This is a genomic window from Sporichthya polymorpha DSM 43042, assembly GCF_000384115.1.
Lineage (GTDB): Bacteria > Actinomycetota > Actinomycetes > Sporichthyales > Sporichthyaceae > Sporichthya > Sporichthya polymorpha.
This window is the reverse complement of record NZ_KB913029.1, coordinates 147,526-169,266: the sequence shown is the minus strand read 5'-3', so window position 1 is coordinate 169,266 and position 21,741 is coordinate 147,526. Positions and strand designations below refer to the sequence as shown.

General features: G+C 68.7%; 19 protein-coding genes. 9 read left to right on the top strand and 10 right to left on the bottom strand.

Translation table 11 applies throughout. The features are described from left to right. Positions 1-3 precede the first annotated feature (3 nt). From SPOPO_RS26685 to SPOPO_RS0100785, 9 genes are all read right to left on the bottom strand, one after another. A complete protein-coding gene (locus tag SPOPO_RS26685; RefSeq protein ID WP_019872894.1) occupies positions 4-1,992 on the bottom strand; it encodes a bifunctional copper resistance protein CopD/cytochrome c oxidase assembly protein in 1,989 nt (662 codons plus the stop codon). 154 nt (positions 1,993-2,146) lie between these two features. Next, positions 2,147-2,719 carry a DUF305 domain-containing protein gene (locus SPOPO_RS26680; RefSeq protein ID WP_019872893.1) on the bottom strand — a complete coding sequence of 191 codons (573 nt, stop codon included), beginning with the start codon at positions 2,717-2,719 and terminating at the stop codon, positions 2,147-2,149. 109 nt (positions 2,720-2,828) lie between these two features. Continuing rightward, on the bottom strand, positions 2,829-3,515 hold the full coding sequence (locus tag SPOPO_RS0100820; RefSeq protein ID WP_019872892.1) for a thioredoxin-like domain-containing protein: 687 nt from the start codon (positions 3,513-3,515) through the stop codon (positions 2,829-2,831). A 76-nt stretch (positions 3,516-3,591) separates the two neighbouring features. After that, positions 3,592-4,077, bottom strand: coding sequence for a thioredoxin-like domain-containing protein (locus tag SPOPO_RS26675; RefSeq protein WP_084671595.1), 486 nt, complete (start codon positions 4,075-4,077; stop codon positions 3,592-3,594). A 232-nt stretch (positions 4,078-4,309) separates the two neighbouring features. Next, on the bottom strand, positions 4,310-5,278 hold the full coding sequence (locus SPOPO_RS32115; protein WP_019872890.1) for a lytic transglycosylase domain-containing protein: 969 nt from the start codon (positions 5,276-5,278) through the stop codon (positions 4,310-4,312). Between the two features lie 147 nt (positions 5,279-5,425). Continuing rightward, on the bottom strand, positions 5,426-5,938 hold the full coding sequence (locus tag SPOPO_RS26665; protein WP_019872889.1) for a multicopper oxidase domain-containing protein: 513 nt from the start codon (positions 5,936-5,938) through the stop codon (positions 5,426-5,428). Positions 5,939-5,967: 29 nt separating this feature from the next. Then, the gene (locus SPOPO_RS0100800) at positions 5,968-7,059 is read right to left on the bottom strand and encodes an IS630 family transposase (protein ID WP_028984400.1); all 1,092 of its coding nucleotides are present in this window, start codon (positions 7,057-7,059) and stop codon (positions 5,968-5,970) included. Positions 7,060-8,022: 963 nt separating this feature from the next. After that, positions 8,023-9,153 (bottom strand): tyrosine-type recombinase/integrase, encoded by a 1,131-nt coding sequence (locus SPOPO_RS0100790; protein WP_019872886.1) that lies wholly within the window; start codon positions 9,151-9,153, stop codon positions 8,023-8,025. A gap of 157 nt (positions 9,154-9,310) precedes the next feature. Continuing rightward, positions 9,311-10,555, bottom strand: a complete 1,245-nt coding sequence (locus SPOPO_RS0100785; RefSeq protein ID WP_028984399.1) for an IS256 family transposase — start codon at positions 10,553-10,555, stop codon at positions 9,311-9,313. 479 nt (positions 10,556-11,034) lie between these two features. Between SPOPO_RS0100785 and SPOPO_RS26660 the strand changes: the two genes are divergently transcribed. The 6 genes from SPOPO_RS26660 (at position 11,035) to SPOPO_RS0100755 (ending at position 18,929) form a co-directional block, all read left to right on the top strand. Beyond that, positions 11,035-13,071, top strand: coding sequence for a hypothetical protein (locus tag SPOPO_RS26660; protein WP_245541649.1), 2,037 nt, complete (start codon positions 11,035-11,037; stop codon positions 13,069-13,071). Continuing rightward, a complete protein-coding gene (locus SPOPO_RS0100775) occupies positions 13,068-14,735 on the top strand; it encodes a UvrD-helicase domain-containing protein (RefSeq protein ID WP_019872883.1) in 1,668 nt (555 codons plus the stop codon). The genes SPOPO_RS26660 and SPOPO_RS0100775 overlap by 4 nt, the downstream gene beginning before the upstream one ends. 498 nt (positions 14,736-15,233) lie before the next feature. After that, the gene (locus tag SPOPO_RS0100770; protein WP_019872882.1) at positions 15,234-15,413 is read left to right on the top strand and encodes an RGCVC family protein; all 180 of its coding nucleotides are present in this window, start codon (positions 15,234-15,236) and stop codon (positions 15,411-15,413) included. A 260-nt stretch (positions 15,414-15,673) separates the two neighbouring features. After that, positions 15,674-16,573 (top strand): excalibur calcium-binding domain-containing protein, encoded by a 900-nt coding sequence (locus tag SPOPO_RS33390; RefSeq protein WP_019872881.1) that lies wholly within the window; start codon positions 15,674-15,676, stop codon positions 16,571-16,573. A gap of 27 nt (positions 16,574-16,600) precedes the next feature. Continuing rightward, complete coding sequence (locus SPOPO_RS0100760; RefSeq protein ID WP_019872880.1) at positions 16,601-17,551, top strand: TIGR03885 family FMN-dependent LLM class oxidoreductase; 951 nt, start codon at positions 16,601-16,603, stop codon at positions 17,549-17,551. A 76-nt stretch (positions 17,552-17,627) separates the two neighbouring features. Beyond that, positions 17,628-18,929, top strand: a complete 1,302-nt coding sequence (locus tag SPOPO_RS0100755) for a serpin family protein (protein ID WP_019872879.1) — start codon at positions 17,628-17,630, stop codon at positions 18,927-18,929. A 3-nt stretch (positions 18,930-18,932) separates the two neighbouring features. Here the strand turns inward: SPOPO_RS0100755 and SPOPO_RS0100750 are convergent, their stop codons facing one another. After that, complete coding sequence (locus SPOPO_RS0100750) at positions 18,933-19,649, bottom strand: HNH endonuclease family protein (RefSeq protein ID WP_084670815.1); 717 nt, start codon at positions 19,647-19,649, stop codon at positions 18,933-18,935. A gap of 258 nt (positions 19,650-19,907) precedes the next feature. Between SPOPO_RS0100750 and SPOPO_RS0100745 the strand changes: the two genes are divergently transcribed. From SPOPO_RS0100745 to SPOPO_RS0100735, 3 genes are all read left to right on the top strand, one after another. Further along, entirely contained in the window at positions 19,908-20,240 is a 333-nt protein-coding gene (locus SPOPO_RS0100745; protein WP_156869424.1) for a hypothetical protein, read from the top strand. A 245-nt stretch (positions 20,241-20,485) separates the two neighbouring features. Continuing rightward, positions 20,486-20,758, top strand: coding sequence for a hypothetical protein (locus SPOPO_RS0100740; protein ID WP_019872876.1), 273 nt, complete (start codon positions 20,486-20,488; stop codon positions 20,756-20,758). Positions 20,759-20,908: 150 nt separating this feature from the next. Further along, complete coding sequence (locus tag SPOPO_RS0100735; protein WP_028984398.1) at positions 20,909-21,703, top strand: Bax inhibitor-1/YccA family protein; 795 nt, start codon at positions 20,909-20,911, stop codon at positions 21,701-21,703. Positions 21,704-21,741 lie beyond the last annotated feature (38 nt).

Below are 21,741 nucleotides of genomic sequence, written 5' to 3'. Positions count from 1 at the left end.
ATGTTATCGGGAATCGCCGATTTCTGGAACGAGGCCCTCCGCCCGCGGGCTGGCAACCTTGCCCTCGGCGAGGCGCGCGAGGTAGGCGTTGTAGGCGTCAAGGTCGCTGTCCCCGTCGCGATCGGCGCGCCGGTCCAGCCGGCGGGCTTCCCGCCGGTCAGCGGTGAGCCAGGCCCGGCCGAGGGCCAAGGCCATCACCAGCACGGGGATGTCGCCGAAGCCCCAAGCGAAGCCGCCGCCGCGCTGTTGATCGGCCAGCAGGCTGGGTCCCCAGCCGCGGGGGATGGCGGAGAACCACGACTCGGCGAGGATCGTGGTGCTGCTCATCTGGGCGAGGCCGAAGAAGGCGTGGAAGGCGAAGGTGCCCAGCAGGAGCATGACGCGGAACACGTAGGGCGGACGGCGCGGCCCGGGGTCCGGGCCGCAGATCACCCAGGCGAAGACGTAGCCGGCGAGGAGGAAGTGAACGGTCATCAGCACGTGACCGGTGTGGGTGCGTAGTGCCAGTTCGAACAGCTCAGTGTTGTAGAAGATCACGAGGCTGATTGCGAAATTGGCCGCGGCCAGTGGCGCCCAGGCGAGGAGCCGGAACGCGCGCGCGTGCACCGCCACCAGGAGCCATTCGCGGGGCCCGCGGCTGTCGTCGGTCCGGGCCGGCAGGCTGCGTAACGCCAGCGTCACGGGCGCCGCCAGCACGAGCAGCACCGGGACGAGCATGGCGATCGTCATGTGCGACACCATGTGCATGCTGAACAACACGCGGCCGTACGCGCCCGGCGCCCCGCTGGTCGCCCACACCAGCAGGACGCAGCCGGCGAGCCAGGACAGCAGGCGGAGGACCGGCCAGCGGTCGCCGCGGTGGTGCAGGCGGATCACGGCGCCCAGGTACCACCCGGCGGCGATGACGGCGATGCAGAGCCACAGCAGGTCGGGCCGCCAGGCCGTCAACCAGCGTGCCCCCGTAAGCTCCGGCGGGACGGGGTACCCGAGGGGGGACGCCAGCGGCGGACGGAGCTCCTCCCCGTCGTCGGAGCCCGGGATGGTCCGCGCCAGCGCGACGGCCAGCCCGACGGCGGTGGCCAGCAGGGTCACCTCGACGCGGGCCAGGCGCAGGAGCTGCGGCGTGCTCAGGTCCTCTGCGGGACCCGCGACCAGAGCGCGGCGTTGGCGGACGGCGAGGAAACCGACGGTGCCGAGAATGCACGCCTTCGCGATCAGCAGCGTGCCGTAGTTCGACCGAAGTCCGGACCACGATTCGAGCCGGAGGATCGCGTTGCCGATGCCGGAGGCCGTCACGATCAGGAAGCACCACGTCGCCAGGCGCGAGTACCGCATCGCGGCGGCGCGCCCGGCGTTGTCGAGGTGATGCCGCATCAGAAGGAGCGCCGCGAGACCGCCCACCCAGATGCTGATTCCGATCGTGTGCGCCGCCTGCAGCGTGACGCCGTTGCCGTGGTTGGCATCGCCGGAGGAATGGCCGGTGAGAGCGAACGGGAGCAGGGCCAGGAGGGAGGCAATGGCGAGCAGCCCCGAGGTCGAGACTCGGGTCGCGAGGAGGCAACCCGCGATCACGGCGGCCGCTGTCAGGGTGCTCACCGCATAGGAACGACCGAGGTCGAACTCGGTCACGAAGAAGCGGAGCTGCTCCCCGAACCCGGGCGAGAGCGGGGAAACACCGGCCAGATCGGAGTAGGTGAGCACCAGGACACTGAAGCCGGCGCACACCCAGACGACGGCCCAGACGGCGGCCGCCCGCACGGCCCGCAGACCGGGTGCTCCGAGCTGGCGGCCTCTGGTGCCGGGAGCCGCCGGCACCAGGGTGGCGGCGAGGATCAACAACCCGATCGTCGCGGCGGCGGCCATGTGGTGGGTGGCCCGGGCGATCGGCAGGCCCCAGCGCGTGAACTGACCTGGGTCCGGGATGCTTTGGGGGGGTGCCGACGCGCCGCCGGTCAGGAGGACGACCGCGAAGGCGACAACGACGGCGACCATCAGAGCAGCGAGGCTGAAGGCGGGCCTCGGGCGTGGACTCGTCATCGACGGCGGGGCCGCCTTCGGCGTTGTCGGCCGGACGCCCCGAGCAGGACGAGCACGCAGATCGCCGGGGCGAGGGTGAGCGCGGCCAAGAGCAGATTCTCGGTCATAGCTATGTGGCGCGCTGCGCGAGGAGTGAGCTGAGGACCTCGATCTCGGCGGTCTGCGCGTTGACGATCGTCTCGGCCAGCCGCTTGACCTCCTGCGGCAATTCGAAGGCCAGCGCCGCCTGCGCCATCGCGACCCCGCCGCGGTGGTGCTCGATCATGCGCTTGAGGAACCACACCTCGGCGTCGCGACCTGTCCGCGTGGCCAGCTTCTGGACGTCGGCGGCGCGGACCATGCCGGGCATCGGGTGATCCATCGTTGTGGTGCCGCTGCCGGGGGACGTCATCGAACCGGGGTGCGCCGCCATAGCCCACGCCATGCGGGAGTCCTCGCCCGTCTGCGGAAGGCCCCACAGCTGCAGCCAGGCGAACATCTGCCCGATCTGCTGTTGTTGGCCGAGGGCGATGTCGTAGGCGAGTGTGCGGATCTCCGGATCGTCGGTGCGGTCACGGACGATCATCGACATCTCCACCGCCTGGGCGTGGTGGGCCTGCATGTCCCGCGCGAATCCGGCCGCGGCCGAGTCGTCTCGCGGAACGGTCGCTTCCTCGGTGTCGAGTCGCAGCCCCAGCAACACTCCCGCGGCCGCTACGAGGAAAACGGCTCCCACTATGAGCGGCCATCGAAGGCCGCCGCGTCGCCGCTCCCGGAGCGGGGAACGCGGGCCGGCTTGGTCGAGCTGCACCTCAGGATCCACCGACGGCCGGGGCCTCCCGGCCGTCGACGCCTCCCGTGCACGGCGCGCCGGGCTCGGGCGCCTGGTCGCCGAGACGGAAGGCGCGGATGAACTCGCCGAGCCGCGGGTCGTCCGGGCTCTCGAGCGGCAGCTGGCGGCCCCAGGCCGAAGCGACCACCGGAGTGGCGATGCCCGGGTATGGCGACAGGACGCCGAAGGAGTCGGGCATGGCGTTCTTCAGCTTGGTGACCTGAGCGGCGGGCAGGTCGGGGCGGTAGGTGATCCAGACGGCTCCGTGCTCCATCGAGTGCACCGCGTTCTCATTGGGCACCGGGGCGGTGTAGGTCCCGCAGTTGAGCCAGGCAGCGGCGTGCTCGCCTCCCGCCGGCGGGGTCTGCGCGTATTGCACCGGCGTCGGCACGTGGCCCGCTTCGGGGGTGAAGGTCTGGACGCCCGGGATCTCGCCACTAGCTACGACGGCGCCGTCGTCGTCGCGGCTGACCGCGACCGCGATGGCGGCGATGAATAGCCCCGCCGTCGCTACTCCGACCACGGCCGCCGCGATGGTGCGGCGGCGGTCCTTGCGGGCTTGCTCATGCCGCAGTGCCTCGACCTTGGCGCGTCGATCGTCGGTGACCTCTGTTGGGCGCCGCGTGCTCGACTTCGCCTTGCTGCCGGAGCGGGTTTTCGGACTCAAGGTGGACTCCCGTGCTGCAGTGACGACGGCGGACCCAATCTACTACCGACCATAGGAGTCGTGCGTTAGGCGGGCCTCAGCCGTTGACCCCGCCGGCGCAGGGTGCTCCGGACTCCGGCGCTTGGGGGCCGAGCCGGTACCGTCGGATGAACTCCAGCAACCTCGGGTCCGCCGGATTGGACATCGTGAGCTGCCGGCCCCACGCGGACACGACGATCTGGGCGGGTAGCCGTGGATAGGGCGACATGATCGTGTAGTCCAGCGGAACGACGTCGAGCAAGCGAGCGAGGTCGGTCACGGCGAGTTTGGGGTGGTAGGTGATCCACACCGCGCCGTGTTCGAGTGAGTGAACCGCGATCTCGTTGGGCACCGGTTTGGTGTAGGTCCCACAGTTGAGCCAGGCAGCCGCATGGTCGCCGCCGGCCGGAGGGGTCTGCTCGTATTGCACCCTCCTATCCACATGACGTGCTGTGGGCGTGCTCGTGACCGTGCCGAAGAGCTCGGGCGGTGGCCCGCCGCCGTCGCCCTGCGCGTCCCAGCCGCGGAGGACCAACGCTCCCATGGCGGTCGTGGTCAGAACGCCGGCCGCAAGCACCAGGCTCAGGAGTACGGGATCGCGATCCGCTTTGCCGCGTCTCTTGCGTCGCTCCGCACGTGACCGCAGGACAGCTCACCTCGACTCGCGCACCGTCAGCGGCCGCGCTGACCGCTCTACTAAACAGCGTAGTAGATCCGAGGTCGCTGAGACTTTCGGCCGCCGGGCGGGCCGGACTGCGTGCTGTCCGGAGGGCGGGTTACACCCCGTCGGGAAAATAGGGCGGGGTCCAGCCGAGGTAGCGGGCGTTCCACCGCTCGTCGATCGTCGTCGCCGGCACGATGCTGATCCGGCCGGGGGTGATGACGTCGTTGGTGGCGATGTAGCCGTTCCCGAGGGAGAGCGCGACATGGCCGGCTCGGAGGCCAGTGTCCCAGAACATCAAGGCCCCGGCGGGCGCGTTGCGCTGCCTGTGGTGGCGCATCGAGTTAGGCGTGAACAGCCAGTGGTCGATGGCATACCGGGTCCCCGAGTGGTCCCAGCCGTACGCCTGCGCCGTGAAGTTCAAGCACAGGCCGAGCCAGCCGTAGTCACCCGCCATCGAGCGCGCCCAGCGGACGGCGCTCGCCGGGGTGCGTGGGTTCGGCAGCGGCGTGTAGAGCGACCGGGAGCTGTTCACGACGCCGAGACCGCGGGCGTAGAACGGGGCCAGATTCTTGATGTCCGCGATGTAGGAACGCGTCACCGGCAGTTGGGCGAGCCCGCCGACCTGCTCCAGCCGGTTCCACCCGAGCCGGTAGGCGGCCAGGGCGAGCGAGAGGCGGTCGCCCCGCATCGGCGACTGCACCGCCTGGCGGTAGTACTGGCAGAGCATGCGGGCCTGGGTGTCGATCGCGTCCGCGGAGTCCAGTGGGCTGTTGACGCCGTCGCCGTCCGCGTCCTCGCCCCACGCCGCCCACATCCGCGGCGAGAGCTGGGCCAGTCCCTTGGTGCCGTTGGGTCCTTCCTTGAGCGGGTCCCAGTCGCTCTCGACGTCGATCACCGCGGCCTGAACACCGGGTGGCAGGTGCGGGCAGGCGTAGGCGGCGTCGGCGAGCGCCGCCGTGAATCGGGCCGGCGCCCCGGCGCCGGTGGGCTCCGTCGGTGCGGCTGTTGCGACCGCGAACAGGCTCGCGATCAAGGGCAGCACCGCACCGCCGATCACGGCGGCGACACGTCGGTGGCGCATGTCGGCTCCCTACGTGTGGTCGAACCGCGGAAGGGCAGAGGAGGGGCGGGCAGGCACGGCGAAATGGTACGAAGCGCCCGCATGATCCTTCAGGGTTTCGCCGCTATCCGCCGAGGCCGCCATTTCGGTGGACCTCTGTCGGTGCCGTCAGGCGTAGTCGAACAGTCGAGCCAGGCCGTTTTCCATGTGGTAGTGGTTGTGGCAGTGGAACATCCAGGTTCCGTTGTTGTCCGCGACGAAGTCGAAGCTCGCCACGCCGCCGTTCGGACCCACCAGCGCCGTGTCCTTCAGCGGCCCGTTTCCTCCGGCCGTGACCACCCAGAACGGGTGGCCGTGCAGGTGCATCGGGTGGCCGATCGTGGCGGTGTTCGTGAGGCGGATGCGGACCAGCTCCCCGGCGGCGACCTCGAGGGGGTCCGCGTCCGGATAGCGCTGGTCGTTGATCCGGCTGTTCGAGGTCAGCGTCAGGTCGTGCACCCGGTCCGGCTCGCCTGTGGGCCGGGGACGGGATCCGGCGTAGACCAGGTCTTCGTAGCTGGCCTGACGCCCGCTCAACTCGTCGGGGCGCAGATCCATCGGGGGCGGCGTGGTGGAGCTGGCCTCCGCGTAGCGCAGCACCGCGCGGGCGAATCCTCGCTTGGCCTCCGGCATCGCGGCCATTTGCCACACACCAGGATTGTCGGCGGTTACTAGTGTCCTGCGCCGGTAGTTCGTTTAATAAGTCTGCCAAGTGATTCGAGGATCTCCTCGGCGGTCTTGGTCCAGATGAAGGGCTTGGGGTCTTGGTTCCACGCCTTGACCCATCGGCGGATGTCGGCCTCGAGGGCCTGGACGCTGCGGTGGTCGCTGCGCTGGAGCAGGTCCGCGGTGACGTAGGCGAAGAACCGCTCGACCTGGTTGATCCAGGAGGAGTAGGTGGGGGTGAAGTGCATGTGGAACCGGGGGTGCTTGGCCAGCCAGGTGGCGATGGAGGGGTGCTTGTGGGTTCCGTAGTTGTCGCAGATCAGATGCACCGTCAGATCGTCGGGGACTTCGGCGTCGATCTTGGCCAGGAATTTCTTGAACTCGATCGCCCGGTGGCGGCGGTGCAGCGAGGAGATCACGGTGCCGTCATCGATGTTGAACGCGGCGAACAGGCTGGTGGTGCCGTGGCGGATGTAGTCGTGGGTCCGCTTCTCCGGCATGCCGGGCATCATCGGCAACGCCGGCTGGGAGCGGGCCAGTGCCTGGACCTGGGACTTCTCGTCCACGCTGAGCACGACCGCGGCCTCGGGCGGGTTCAGGTACAGACCCACGATGTCGTAGACCTTCTCCACGAACAGCGGATCCGTGGAGAGCTTGAACCCCTCGGCCCGGTGCGGTTTGAGCTCGAAGGCCTTCCAGATCCGCCCGATCGTGGACTTGGAAAGCCCGCTGCGCTCGGCCATCTTCGCCCGCGACCAGTGCGTCGCATTCGCCGGCGTCGACTCCAAGGTGGCGACCACGACGTCCTCGACCTGATCGGCAGTGATCGAAGCCGGGCGTCCCGGACGGACCTCGTCGGCCAGCCCGTCCAGGCGATGCTCGACGAACCGCGCCCGCCACTTACCCACCGTCGCCTGCGTGCAACCCAACTGGGCGGCCACGCTCTTGTTATCCACCCCGCCCGCACAGGCCAGCACGATCTTCGACCGCAACGCCAACGCCTGCGCCGACTTCGCCCGCCGCGACCAGCGCAGCAGCTGCTCACGCTCCTCCGCGGTGAGCGCCAACTCGGCCTTGGGACGTCCCGTACGCGGCATACCCCAATTCTATGATTTATTCGATGGATTTCCGGCGCACGACACCGCCGAACGCCCGAGCGCCGTGCAGCCGCAAGCTCGTCCGCGCGCGCCTCTGCCGCGACTTCCCAGATCTCGCTGGCGTTGGGGGGTGATGCCCGCGGCGGCGGGTCGGCACTGCCCGGCTTCGCCATCCGCGCCCTCCCTTTGCGACTCTCGGAATCGTACTATCAACGGTAGTAGATTGCTCGAATCGCCTCTTCGCGCTTCAGGCGAGGCAACCGACGGTCGAATAGCGGCGACCGGTGACGAACTCCATCGACAAGGGGCTCCGCCAATCCACCGGCCTTCCGGTTGCTGTTGATCGGCCCGATGGAGATGCTGCTCAACCCGCTGCGCACGGTGCACCTGGGCCTCGTCCGGTTGCTTCGCGGCGTCGCCGACGACCCCCTCTACTTCTCGCCAAGAGCGCGTACTGACGCTACGTCAGACCGATCGTTCCAGGGCGTAGTGCAGGTCACGATCCGGGCGTCGAGGCTAGTCTCGCGGAAACCGATCTTGCTTTGATGGCACACCCTGGCTCGAAGTCACACCGGTTCGGGCAACGTGACGAGGCCGCGAACGCGATGTCTCATGTGGCGCGCGCGGTATGTTTCGTATCGGGTGTGGACGTGGCTGGCACCTTCGGCGAGGCCACCGCATGGCTGGCAGAGCAGATCCCGCAGTTTGCGGGCGTGTCCAGGGAAAACGTCCTGCGGATGCCCCCATGCGCGGCCGTGGCAGAGCCTGGAAGACCCGTGAGTCGGGAAATCTCGGTGGGTCGCCGAGCTTCCGGGTACTCGGAGCAGATTTGGTAGCAGGGTTGGTAGCAGATCGCCGACATCCTTCGGCGTTCGTCGTTGTTCGGTCACTCGGACCTGAGCGGACTCACCTGTCGGAACTTTAACTTTCGCGGGTGCGGTCGCCCATGATTGGCGGCGTACCTCACGTGGTTCCGTGCTGTCGTCCCCGCGTGCGGTGGAACGCGGCCAGCGCTCGGTCGTCGGCCTCGGGAAGGGTGTGGAGGTACTTCTGTGTGGTCTGGATCTGACTGTGGCCCATGCGGTCCATGACAGTCTTCAGGTCGGCGCCGCCGGCTAGCAGCCAGGAGGCGTGGGCGTGCCGTAGGTCGTGCATTCGTACGTGGTGGCCAAGTTGGGCTTTCTCTAGCGCTGGTAGCCACACTCTGGTGCGGAAGGTGTTGCGGGAGACCGGAGAACCGCCGGCGATCTCGGTGGAGGGGAACAACAAGTCGTCGCGACTAAGTCCGAGGTGCTGGACACGGGCAGCAAGCACGTTGAGCAAGTCCTGGCCGACCCGAATCGTTCGGGGCTCATTGTTCTTCGGGTAGGGCTTGACGACCATGCGCTCGCCGGTGGGGGAGTTCTTCTTCGACAGCTCGACGATTGTCTCCTCGACACTGATGGTGCGTCGGAGGAAGTCGACGTGGCGCGGCCGCAGGGCGATGAGCTCTCCCCAGCGAACGCCGGTCTCGATCGCGGTAAGGACGAGTCCTCCCCAGCGAGCAGGGACGGCCGAAAGTAGGCGGTCGAACTCTTCCGGAGTGAGTGTCGGCAGCTTGCGGGAGACGACCTTCGGGAGCTCGGTCTCGGCGCAGGGGTTGTACGGAATAATCCGGTCGCGCACTGCCCGCTTGAAGATGCTGTGCAGCATCACGTGGTACTTCACGACGCTCCGTGCGGACAGCCCGCCCGCTACCGCCTTCGTGACCCACGCCTGAACGGTCGACGGGAGGACCTTCGCCATCGGGAGGTCTCCGAAGAACGGCAGGAAGTGCCTGTCGAGGTAGGAGCGATAGCACTGCTTCGTGGTGAGCTCTAGATGGCGACTCGGCCACCAGGTCTGCTCGACGTAGTCACGGAAGCTCGTCTGGCCAGAGGTCCGATCGAACCAGGACCCTGTCTCCACGCTGCTCTCCGCGCGGCGGGCGGCTTGGCGAGCTTCCCGGTCGGAAGTGAAGGTGCCGGCGGAGCGGACGCGTCCTGTGGGATCGCGGTACAACGCCAAGTGGCGGATCCGGCCGTCGCTGAGAACGCGTCTTCTCACGTACGGCACGGCGTCTCCTGCGGCTCCATGTTCGCAGAATGTTCGCGAACTTCTTTGGACGCAAGGGGATCTACGTGGACCTGTGCGGACGTGTTCCAAAGTCCTGACCGGTCGTGCCCCGGGGAGTGGTGTAACTCGTCGCGTGGTGCTCTGCGAGTGAGAGCAACTATGCCGTAGCGGTAATCGCCTTCCTTGCGGTCGTCCTGCGGGGCTTGAGTGCGGTCGGTGCGGGCGGGTTGAGCAGGGCCATGGATTCGTCGGAGAGGTAGCGGCGGTCGCTGTCCTGCCATTCGTCGTGGGCCTCGATCAGCACGCAGCTGGAGAGGCGGAGCAGGGCGGCAGGATTGGGGAAGATGCCGACGACGTCGGTGCGCCGTTTGACCTCGCGGTTGAGGCGTTCGAGCGGGTTCGTGGACCAGATTTTCGCCCGGTGGCTTTGGGGGAAATCGGCGAACGCGGTCAGGTCGGCCTTGGCCTCGAGCAGCATCGCGGCGACCTCGGGGAACTGCCCGGTGAGCATGTCGGCGACCAGATCGACCTGGGCGCGGACCTCGTCCGGGCCGGGTTGGGCGAAGATCGTGCGGATGGTCGCGGCGACCATCTCGGAGTGTCCCTTGGTCACTTTGGCTAGCACGTTGCGCATGAAGTGCACCCGGCATCGTTGCCAACTCGCGCCCTGCAGCACGGCCCCGACGGCGTTGACCAAGCCAGCGTGGGCGTCGCTGATGACCAGCTGGACCCCGCCGAGGTTGCGTTCGCGCAGCTCGCGCAGGAACGCCTTCCAGAACGCCTCGGTCTCGCTGTCCCCGGTCGCGCAGCCGAGGACTTCTCTGCGCCCGTCGGCGCTGACGCCGGTGGCGATCACGACGGCCTGGGAGACCACGCGCCCGTTCAGGCGGACCTTGCAGTAGGTGGCGTCGAGGAAGACGTAGGGGAAGGCGATGTGGTCCAGGGTCCGGGTGCGCCAGATCGCGACCTCGGCATCGAGCTGGGCGCAGATCCGGGATACCTCGCTCTTGCTGATCCCGGTCCCGCCCATCGCGATGACCAGGTCATCGACGCGGCGGGTGGACACGCCCTCGACGTAGGCCTGCATCACCACCGCGTGCAGGGCGACGTCGATGCGCCGGCGCGGGCAGAGCAGCGCCGGGAAGAACGACCCGGAGCGCAGCTTGGGGATCTTCACCGTCAGGTCCCCCGCGGTCGTGGTCACCAGCTTGTCCCGGGTCCCGTTGCGCTGGGTGACCCGCTCGGGCGTGCGTTCGTGCAGACCGGCGCCGATGTGCTCGCTCGCCTCGGCATCGACCACCGCCTGCAGGACCCCACCGAGCAGGCGGCGCATGAGCTCACCGCCGTCGGCGGTGCGGAGCATCTCGATCATTTCGAGCAGGGCAGAATCGTCTAGGGCCATCGTGTGAGTCCGTTCCGTGAGTGACTTTGGTCGGTTCTCACAGAGCCTCACGCGGTGGCCCTTCAACGTCGGTGACCGACACGAACACGGTCACGACCAGGGGCCGGAGTTACACCACTCCCGGGGACTCAGCCGTCCTGACCTGCGGAAATGGGCTGATCTCATGCTGCACTGTGTGCGCGATGAGGGCCCAGATCTCAGCTCACGACCCAGAGGTCGATTGGTCTGACACACTGTCAGAACCGACGTCTAGTCCGGCATCCGCCCCGTCCCGGAGACTCTCGTTCCGCGCACTTATGGCGGGGTCATCCGTCAAGGCCCTCCAGGTTCGCGAGGACGAACCTCGTCGTCTTGAGAGCGTTATCGGCTTGTAGCAGGGCTTCGGGCGGCTTCGAGATTGTGGTTCACGATTCACCCGGGGGACCTCTGCTGAATCAGTGGGCTCTGAGACTCGATTCCCACGCGACCAGCGGAGGCTCGTGATCCGCCTGCCGCGCTGGCAAGCTGTCACGCGAGAGTGGAATCCTGCCGGAAGCGAGGTGCGGCCATGGAGCATCCCGCTCGAGCAAATGACACCGATGCTGGGGGAGGATCTGGTGCGAGTTTCGCGCCTTCGCCTGCACGACTTCCGTGGTTGGTCGACGCTCGATCTTCGGCCGCGCGGTCACGTGCTGTTGGCCGGGGTCCCGCGTGCCGGACGCACCGATGTGATCGTCGCATTGACTCGATTGCTCGATCCTGCCTCGCTTCGAGCGCAGCCTTCGTTGGCGGACGTTCGCCAGAAGCGGATGCCGACTGCTGCCGGTGAGGTTGAGCCGTCTCCGGAGGTTGAGGACGAAGATGCCGCGCTGACGGATTTCGTGGCCGCCTCCGATGACGAGCAGATCGACGATGACGGCGGTGACGCCGATGTCGGCGCTGTCGTGGAGACCGTCACAGTCGCCCCGTACGCCGAGGTAGAGGTGACTCTGGTCGATCTCGACTTTGAACTGGCCCAGTTGTGTGACGGGTTCCTGGAACCTCTCGACGCTGATGGGCAGGTGGACGTCTCCGGAAACGCGGCTCCTGACGCAACACTGGGCGTAAGGCTGGCCTACCGCGTGAGCTATGACCCGCAGGCCGACGCACTTGACCAGGTCGTGTTCTTCCCAGTGCGTAGCAGTCCGGCAGCGGACCGATACTCGCGCGTTCCCGCCGCGGTGCGACGGGCATTACCCGTGGTGGTTCTGAACTCGGCACGGCCGCTCCAGTTGCGAGCGGATGGCGTACTGCGCCGACTTATTGCTGACCGGGACGCCGCTGCTGCGTCGGCCGCGTTCCGCGCGCTGAGCGAGGCGGTGGCCTCGGCCACAGACAATCTGTCGGCCGACCCGACGATTGCGGGAACCGTTGACGCGGTCCTGACATCAGGCGGATTGAGCGGCCACCTTGCCGATGTACCGCCGACCGCGGCAACGGTTCGATTCCGGCCGGAGGATGGGTCCCTCTCGGCGCTGCTGCGTGCGGTGCAGCCCGCGCTCGATCTCGACGACGCAGGTCTCCTGACGCTGTCGAGCCACGGGTCCACCGCAGCAGCCGTACTTGCCGCCGCTGAAGCGCTTCTACTCGCAGCATCGGTGGAGGGAGCGGTTGTTCTTGGTGACGACTTCGGTGATGGGCTGGACGCCGCCACAGCCGAGCATCTCGCGGCGGTATTGCGGGCAGGATCGGGCCAGGTGTGGTTGACGACGCGCCGGCCCGAGGTGGCCCGGGCCTTCGCGCCAGGCGAGCTGGTACGTCTAAGCCGAAGCTCGGCGGGCCGCACCCACCATCTGGTTCCGGAGCCGACGGACAAGAAGGAAGTGGCACTGCGTCGGCTACTGCACGCACAGCTCCTTCCCGCGGTTACGGCACCGGTTGTCGTGATTGCCGAGGGCCCGCACGACCTCACCGTCTACGCATGCGCGGACCGCTACCGCGCCGCGAAGAAAGCACCGCTGTCGGCGTCGGGCGTCCGGTTGATCTCGGCAGACACGGGGACAGGCGGCGGCGCCGGCCAAGTTCCCCGCGTCGCCCAACTCGCCCGTAGTCTGGGTTTTCGCGTGATCGCCCTCGTCGACGGTGATCCCGCCAAGAAAATTGGCGGGGCCCTAGCCGAGATCGAGGCAGCGTGCGACCGCGTGGTTCGTCTGCCGGAGACGATGGCGATCGAGGCGGCCCTTCTTGCAGGCATGCCCGTCCCAGTCCTGCGCAAGGCCGCCGCAATCCTTCCCGCCTACGGCATAGACGACCCGGCTGTCGGCAAGGCTGACCTCGAGGTCCAGAAAGCGCTCATTCAGACCCTGCATAAGAAGGCAATGCACGAGCAGCTCCTCGAGGTCATCGTGGAGGAGCACGGTTCGTTGCCGCCCGTCCTCGACACTGCGCTGACTGTCGTAGCGGTGGCCGCCAAACCCGCGAACGCAAACGCCTCGCCCAAGACGATCCAACTGGTACCCCCGCCGCCGAGCTCACCTGCTCCCGTGGGCGGACCGTGACGTACGTTCCGGTCGGCACCCAAGTCGACGTCATCACGACCGGCGCGCCAGTGGCCATCGTGCTGGGCGGCGCCGGAACCGGGAAAACAACCACCGCGGCGGCCGCTTGTGCCTCTCACCTCCGCGCGGCCGACGCCGCCCGAGAGCAACAACGGCGCGACATGACCCTCGCCGGTAACGTCGCCCGGCTCCCACCGCGAGCGCGCGCCCTATTCCTGTCATTCTCCCGAACCGCAGTCGCCCAGATCATCGACCGAGCCGCCGACGTGCTCGGACCGCTGATGGACCGGATCGACGTGCTGACCTTCGACGGCCTCGCCTGGCGGATCGTCAGCGACTTCGGCGCCAGCTACGGATACCCGTCACCCCTGCGCATCGCATCGGAGACCGAGCGCAAGGTCCTCGGAACGTCCGCCGGCATGCGCTACGACGACCTGATTCCCGCCGCGCACGTCATCCTCGCGAATCCGACCGTCGCCGCCCACTACGCCCGCCGATACTCCCTAGTGATCTGCGACGAATTCCAGGACACCGACGACGAAGAGTGGCACTTCCTGCAGACCGTCGCCCCACGAGCGCGTCGCATCCTTCTGGGCGACCTGAACCAATGCATCTACGCCGAACTGAAGAAGATTGACCCCGAGGCACGCATCGCGCAGGCCTTGGCGCTGCCGGGGGCGCTGAGGATCGATCTGCCGGCGGCCAGTCACCGCGACCCGTCCGGGGTCCTGCCAGCGGCCGCCGACGCTGCCCGAGCGCGACGATTTACCGACCCGGCCCTAGCCGCCGCAGTGGCGGGCGGGCGCCTGGTCGTGGACCGAACGAGCGATGAGGGCCGGGTCGCTCGGGTCCTCGAAATCGTCCAACAGGAACGGGGCGCCGGCCACTCCGTCAGCGTCTTCACCCATACGAACGTGGCAGCCACAGAACTCTCGGACGCGTTGAGTGCCGCGAATCTGCGACACGAACAGGTTGGCCTGTCGGAGTCCTACGGTGAGGCGCTGAACGCGCAGTTCGCGATGCTGCGCTACGCCCTCGATGGGAGCCCCGGAGGCCGAGCCGCTCTCGCGGTCTTCATCGCATCGAACTATCGCGGGACAGTTGCGCTACCTCAGCAGGTCCTCGACCGGTCGAACCCGGCGTTCGAACGAGCACTCAAGTGCGTGGCCGGGGACCTCACGACGGCGGGAGCGCCACTCGATGTCGATCGTCTCGGCGAGGTGATCGCCGAGGCCTACACCCGGTTGGGCACCCATCGCGGCCAGCGCACCTGGAGCGAGGCCGCGCGGCAGACGCGGGGGGCTGTGCGATTGCTGGCGCAAGGGCAGCCGCTCGCCAACGTCGAAGAACACCTTCAACGGGCCCGCCATAACGCCCTGCTCGGCGACACCGGGGTGCGTCCGCACCCGGTGCAGGTGATGAATCTCCACCAGACCAAGGGCCGTGAGGCGGACGCGACAGTTTTGCTGCTCCAGCCTGACGAGTACCACGGCCGAGAGCCCGCTCCCTATCCGACGCTCTCCAGACTCCTGTACGTCGTCCTCACGCGAGCCCGGAAGCGGGCGTATATCGTCGTTCCCGGCGACGTGCATCCCCTCTGGCGGCCCCTCGTGGAGGCCTGCGAAGCCGTGACAACCCCTGCGGCGGGATGTGCTCCGCTCTGAATCTGACATGAGGGCCGGTCGTTTGATCCCTCCGCGCGGCCTGTTTACTCCTTCGGGGTTTGGGCGGTCACCGCCAGATCCATGGGATGCATCGAGCGGTCCGCCGTGGTACGGCGTAACCTTCAACTGCGGGTCCTGTGTGAAGTGCCGCGCTCGATCGGAGTCCCACCCGCCGCCAAGCTCAGTGCGTTCTCTCAGTAGCAATTCCAGTAGCAATTCGTCTGGGTCCGCACATGTACGTCCGCGTCCGGATGATGGCCCGATCTGCAAGACGGACGTCGATGGACCGTCACGAACCGGAATCGGCGACCTTAAACCTCGCTGACCGCAAGGTCGTACGGGTTCGAGTCCCGTCCTGGGCACTGCGTTCTGTTCTGGGCAGTGCGTTCTGCGCGCGAGTCGCCGATCGCCCCGGAACTGCGAAAGCCACGTATGGTGCAAGGACAGGGGCGGTGCACCTGTACCTCCCCTCGCGCAGTCCAGGGGAAGGGAGCGCACATGATCACCTCGGTGAGCGCGTCCCCGGCGACCGAGCTGTGCCACTGCGGTCACGCCGAGGACGAGCACGACCAGATCGCGGCTCGCTACTGCCGCGCGACGGAGTCTGCGGGCTTGGAGCGTGGCTGCACCTGCCCGGTGGGTCCGGACGCGCCCCCGTGGACCTACAACCGGTCCTGACCGTCGCGTCCATGCACTGAGTGGACGAGTTGCAACAGCTGAGGCGATCCGGCCGCCTCACGAGTGATCTCGTGTTGCAACTCGTCCAGTGGCTCCACGGAGCATCTCGCAGCGAGGACGTCGGCCGTTCGGCCCAGGAAAGTCCGCCGGAACGGGCGAGCGGCTCCGCCGGTTCGGTGGACTCACCGTGCCGCGGTCCCCACCGACCCTGAAGAACGAGCGCGCCCAGGGGAGGCGCGCCCGTTCTGGGTGGGGACTTCATGCTCTGTGTTCGTCGTGCTGCTGCACGCCGTGCTGTCGCCGGCACGTTCACCGCAACGCTGATCGCAAGCGGCACGCTGCTGCTGGGGGCGCCGGCGGAGGCCGCGTCCGCGCAGCCCGTCACGACGACGGCCGTGCAGAAGGTGTCGGTCAAGCTGACGAAGGCGATCAGCGGTCTGCCGGTCGCGACCGAGACCCGCTCCGGGTACGCGCGGTCGAAGTTCTCCCACTGGACCGACGCCGACCGCGACTGCCAGGACACCCGCTCCGAGGTGCTGCGGCTGGAGTCGGCGAAGAAGGTCACCGGCTCCTGCACCGTCGTCAGCGGCAAGTGGAAGTCCTACTTCGACGGCAAGACCTGGACCAGCGCGGACGCGGTCGACATCGACCACCTGGTCCCGCTCGCCGAGGCCTGGGACTCGGGTGCGAAGAAGTGGAACGCCGCGACCCGCAAGGCCTACGCCAACGACCTCGGCGACAAGCGCACGCTCGTCGCCGTCACCGACCGCGTCAACCAGTCCAAGGGCGACCGCGACCCGGCCGAGTGGCTGCCGGCCAAGAACCGCTGCCGCTACGTCAGCGAGTGGGTCGCGGTGAAGATCCGCTGGTCGCTCAAGGTCGACCGCACCGAGAAGAACGCGCTGCGCCGCGTCGCCGGTGACTGCAAGAACGTGACGATCAAGGTCAGCAAGGCGAAGATCTCGACGGGCTCGAGCAGTGGGGGCAGCGGCGGCTCCGGCGGTTCGGGCGGCGGCGGCGGTTCGAGCGGCAAGCTCGACCCCCGGTTCTCGTACTGCACCGACGCCAAGCGCGCCGGGTACGGCCCGTACTACCGGGGCACGGACCCCGAGTACGACTGGTACCGCGACGCCGACAGCGACGGGATCGTCTGCGAGTAACTGCTCCCCCGCGGGTAGGGGGACCCGGTGGACATCGGCTACCACGCCTCGCACGAGCAGTTCCCGCCGTCGGAACTGCTGGCCCTGGCGTTGCACGCGGAGGCGGCGGGGTTCGGGGCGATCCACTCCTCGGACCACCTGGCGCCGTTCAGCGAACGGCAGGGCCAGTCGGGGTTCGCGTGGAGCTGGCTCGGCTCCGCGATGGCGCTGACCTCATTGCCCTACGGGGTCGTCAGCGCGCCGGGCCAGCGGTACCACCCGGTCGTGCTCGCACAGGCGATCGCGACCGTCGCCGAGATGTGGCCCGGTCGCCTCACCGTCGCGCTCGGCTCCGGGCAGGCGCTCAACGAGCACGTCACCGGCGACGTCTGGCCGCGCAAGCCCGTCCGCAACGCCCGCCTCCGCGAGTGCGCCGACATCCTGCGGCGCCTCCTCGCCGGCGAGACCGCCGACGCCGACGGCCTGGTGCGCGTCCGCGCCGCGCAGCTGTACAGCCGCCCCGCGCACACCCCCGACCTGTTCGCCGCGGCCCTCAGCCCCGCGACCGCGCGCGAGGTCGGCGCGTGGGCCGACGGCCTCATCACCGTCCACTGCCCGGACCTGCCGACGGTCGTCGAGGCCTTCCGCGAGGGCGGCGGCGCGGGCAAGCCGGTGCACGTGCAGGTCCACCTCTCCTGGGCCGAGACCCAGGACGAGGTCGAGGCGCAGGCCCTCGACCAGTGGCGCATCAACGCGCTTCCGCCGAACCTCAACGAGGAACTCGAACTCCCCGCGCAGTTCGACGCCGCCAGCGAGTACATCCCCGTCTCGGCCCTGACCGACAGCGTCGTGCTCTCGTCCGACCTCGGCCGGCACGCCGAGGTGCTCGCCGGCTGCGCCGAACTCGGCGTCGAGCGCGTCTACCTGCACCAGGTCGGCCGCGACCAGGCCGCGTTCCTCGACGCCTTCGGCGCGAAGGTGCTGCCCCAATTCGCCTGACCCCCGCGCGGGTGAACGCTCCGGCTCGCAACGTCGTCCAGGATGAGAGGACGGCGACCCCGGGGAGGCGGACGCGATGCGGCGGACAGCGACGACCGGACGCGGGCGCGCGCTCGCGCTCGGCCTGGCGGTGGCGACGGCACTGACGGCGTGCGGCGGGAGCGGGGGAGACGACATGACGTCCGATGCGGTGGTCCAGGTCGCCGGCGCGACGCGCCTCGCCCCGGCGGCGGACGCGCCCGTCGGCCCGGTCGTGAGCGGTCTCGACGCCTTCGCCGCCGAGTTGTTTCACGCCACGAAGGCCAAGGAGAACCTCGTCTTCTCACCGCTGAGCATCGCGTACGCGTTCGCGATGCTGCGGGTCGGCGCGAACGGCACCTCCGCCGCCGAGCTCGACGGCGCCTTCGGGCTACCTGCCGGGTTCGCGGCCGCGTTCAACGCGCTGACTCAGGCGCTCGTCACCGAGGGCCCGGCCACGCCGCCGCCCGCCCCGCCGACGGGGGAGGGAAACCCGCCGCCGTCGGCGCCGACGCTGCAGATCGCCAACGGCCTGTTCACCCAGCGGGGCTTCGGTTACGGCGAGAACTTCCTGCGCACCCTCACCGAGCAGTTCGGCGGCGAGCTGCGCACGATCGACTTCAGCGCGACCCAGCAGGCCGTGGACGCCGTCAACGCCTGGGCCGCCGAGCACACCGCCGGCCGGATCCCGAGGATTCTCGAGGAGCTCGACCCGCAGACCGTGCTGGTGCTGCTCAACGCCGTCCACCTCGACGCGGACTGGGCCACCCCGTTTCGGGAGGTCGGCAACCGGCCCTTCGCCGTGGCCGGCCAGAACGTGCAGGTCCCCACGATGTCGCTGGAGACGCAGGTCGCGCACGTCGAGGGTGACGGGTTCTCCGCCGTCGAGCTGCCGTACTTCGGTGACCGGCTCGCGATGCGCGTCCTGCTCCCGACCGGCAAGAACACCCCGGCCGACCTGATCACCCCGCGCGTCCTCGCCGCGGCGGCGAAGACCAAGCCGGTGCGTGCCCGCGTCACCATGCCCCGCTGGGACTTCGGCTCCGACCTCGACCTCAAGCCGCTGATGTCGATCCTCGGTGTCCGCGCCGTCTTCGACCCGACCGCTGCGGACCTCTCCGGGATCTCGACGGACCGTCAGTTGTTCGTCCAGCAGGCGAAACACAAGGCGAACATCACCGTCGACGAACTCGGCACCGTCGCCTCCGCCGTCACCGCGCTCGGCATCGGGGTCACTTCGGTCCCCGTCGACCCGCCCGTGGTGTTCACCGTCGACCGGCCGTTCGCGTTCGTGATCGTCGACACCGCCACCGGCGCCCCGGTCTTCGTCGGTCAGGTCCTCGACCCGCGCGCGAACTGAGGCTCAGGTCGTCGGGACCGGTTGGTCCGGGCAGGAGGCGAGGACACGGTTCATCGCGTCCCGCTCGGCCGGCTTCACCCACAGCCGATACTTCGCCTTCACCGCGATCTGGCGGGCCACGTAGGCGCAGCGGTACGCGGCACGGGGAAGCCAGGTCGCGGCGTCACCGCTGCCCTTGCGGTTGTTGTCGGTGCCGTCGACGGCGAGCAGGTTCAGTGGGTCGTTCCCGAACACGCGGCGGCGCTCGGCGTCCCACGCGAACGCGCCGGTGACCCAGGCGTCGGCGAGCGCGACGACGTGGTCGATCTGCACCAGCGGGCTGGTCTGCTCGCCGCGGACGAAGTTCACGGTGCGTCCGGTGTACGGCTCGGGATCGAGGACACCGGAGAGCACCACGCAATCCCGCGTCCCCGGTTGCAGGACGACCGCGCGCAGGTCCCGGCGCAGGACGTCGTTCCGGGTGTCGCACCCGTTGCGGTCGACGTCGGCCCAGGCCGGGCCGAAGGCCGCGCGTTCGTAGCCGGTCAGCGGGGCGCGCCCCTTGACCTCCAGTGTCGCCAGCGCCGCCCGCGCCGAGCCGGACACGGCGCTCGGTGCCGGCGCGGGGCGCACGTCGGCCGCGCCCGGGCCGGCGGTGTCCGGGTCGCACGCAGTGCTGCCGAGCAGCACTGCCGTCGCCACGGTGAGCACGGTCCGGGCCGGTGTTCGCACGAGGCACATGATCGGGCCGGAGCAACGGTCCACGCGGCGTGACGGGCCGGCTGGGCCGAACGGTTGAGGGAGCTTGTGCCCGCTCGGCTGATCCGGAAAGGGTGCGTCGGGGAGCAATCTGGACGTCTCGGGGAGAACGCCGGCGTGGGGGAGCGCCGAACCTCTCCCGTCACAGCAGTTTCGCGACACCAGTGTCCAGTACGCGGCGGAGAGTGCCGGGTACGTCACGATGGGTACCCGGTTCTCCGGGTTTGAAGGGGGCTTCAGATGAGCGGAAAGACCAAGTTGGGCTTCGGTCGGGCCCGGAGCGAGGTCGTGGCCGGAACGTCCGAGGCGTCCGAGACCGCGGCGCCGGCGGGCAAGCTGATCGAGCAGCGCGGTCCCGTGGACCCGGTGCAGGAGGCCCGGGACCTCGAGGACGCCGCGATGGCGTACTCCGAGGTCGTGCGGGCCATCAGCGTCATCACCAAGACCACCCAGGCCGGGGAGGACACCTACGCCGGGCTCACCCTGGCCGAGATGTCCGACAACCTGGATGCGGCCTGGAAGCGCTGGGACACCGCGCAGCGGCGCCTCATCGGCCCGCAGCGCACCGGCTGACGAGCGCGCGAAACGACGTCACGCAGCGTCATGGACAAGGCCCCGGACCGGACGGTTCGGGGCCTTCGTCGTCCCGTCGGCATGACACGCCCTACACCGGGCAGCGGCGTGGCGGAAGCACGATCAACGAATTTTTGTGATACCCCTTAAAGACGGCATTTGCGCAGGTAGATGCCCGTTTTTGATCAAGCAGAGTTCGATCAGGAACAGTTGATCAAGCACCGCTGACGCGGGGTGAGGCCCACATGAGCGAGATCGTCAGCCCGACCGACTACAGCGCTGCGCTGATCCCGAAGGACGACCACCGGACCTATCTGACCGTCGGCGGCCACGAGATGGATCCGGGCACGCCCGAGGAGACCCACTACGTGGTCCTCGGCCTGACGGACCAGGCCGACACCGACGAGTCCGGCCGGTACCTGGAGCTGTCCAGCTACCTGCTCCCGGACGAGGCCCGCCGCCTGGCCGCGCTGCTCATCGCGCAGGCCGACGCCGCGGCGGCCGCGTCCCGGTCCTGAGCCCGACCTGGAAGAGTTCGCACCGCGAACCCATATCCACGTCACAGCCCCGTCCCGGAACGCCCCGGGGTAGTTCCGCGTTCTGGAAATAGCAGACCCCTACGCTGGGCATCGGTCCAGCACCCTGCGGGCCCACGGAGGTGCCCTCCCATGCAAAGCTCGAACCCCGTCCTTTCCCGCCAGGACGTGTTCAGCCGAAACGGCTACGCGACGTTCCGGACCGAACCGGAGACCCAGGCCCCCGACGGCCTGCGGCGCCAGTTCTCGCCGTCCGGTCCCGTCTCGACCCAGCCGATGACGCTGGACGACGTCATCTCCCGCACCGGCCTGCTGCTCGTCATCGCGGTGGCCACCGGTGCCGCGGCGTGGTTCGCCGAGGTCGGCTTCGGCCTCGCGATCGTCGCCGCCCTCGTGGGCTTCGGCCTCGCGATGGTGAACTCGTTCAAGCAGGTCCCGAGCCCGCCGCTGATCATGGCCTACGCGGCGGTCGAGGGTGTCTTCCTCGGTGCGGTCTCCCGCGCCATCGAGACGTCCGACCCGAACCTCGACGGCGTCGTCGTGCAGGCCGTGGCCGGCACCGCGATCGTCTTCGGCGTCATGCTCGCTCTCTACAAGAGCGGCAAGATCCGGGTCACCGCCCGCTTCACGAAGATCCTGATCGCGGCGACCGTCGCCTACATGATCCTGATGTTCGGCAACCTGCTGCTGCACCTGTTCGACTCGGGCTTCAACGCCTGGGGCGGCGGCATGGGTCTCGCCACCGCGGCGATCGGTGTGGTGCTCGCCAGCCTGTTCCTCGCCCTCGACTTCGACATGGTCGAGAACGGCATCCGGATGGGCGCCCCGCAGATCGAGTCGTGGCGTGCGGCCTTCGGCCTCACCGTCACGATCGTCTGGCTGTACCTGGAGCTGCTCCGTCTGATCAGCATCCTGCGCAGCGAGTAGCACCGCCGTGACTCCGGCAGTCACCCGAACGCAGTAAC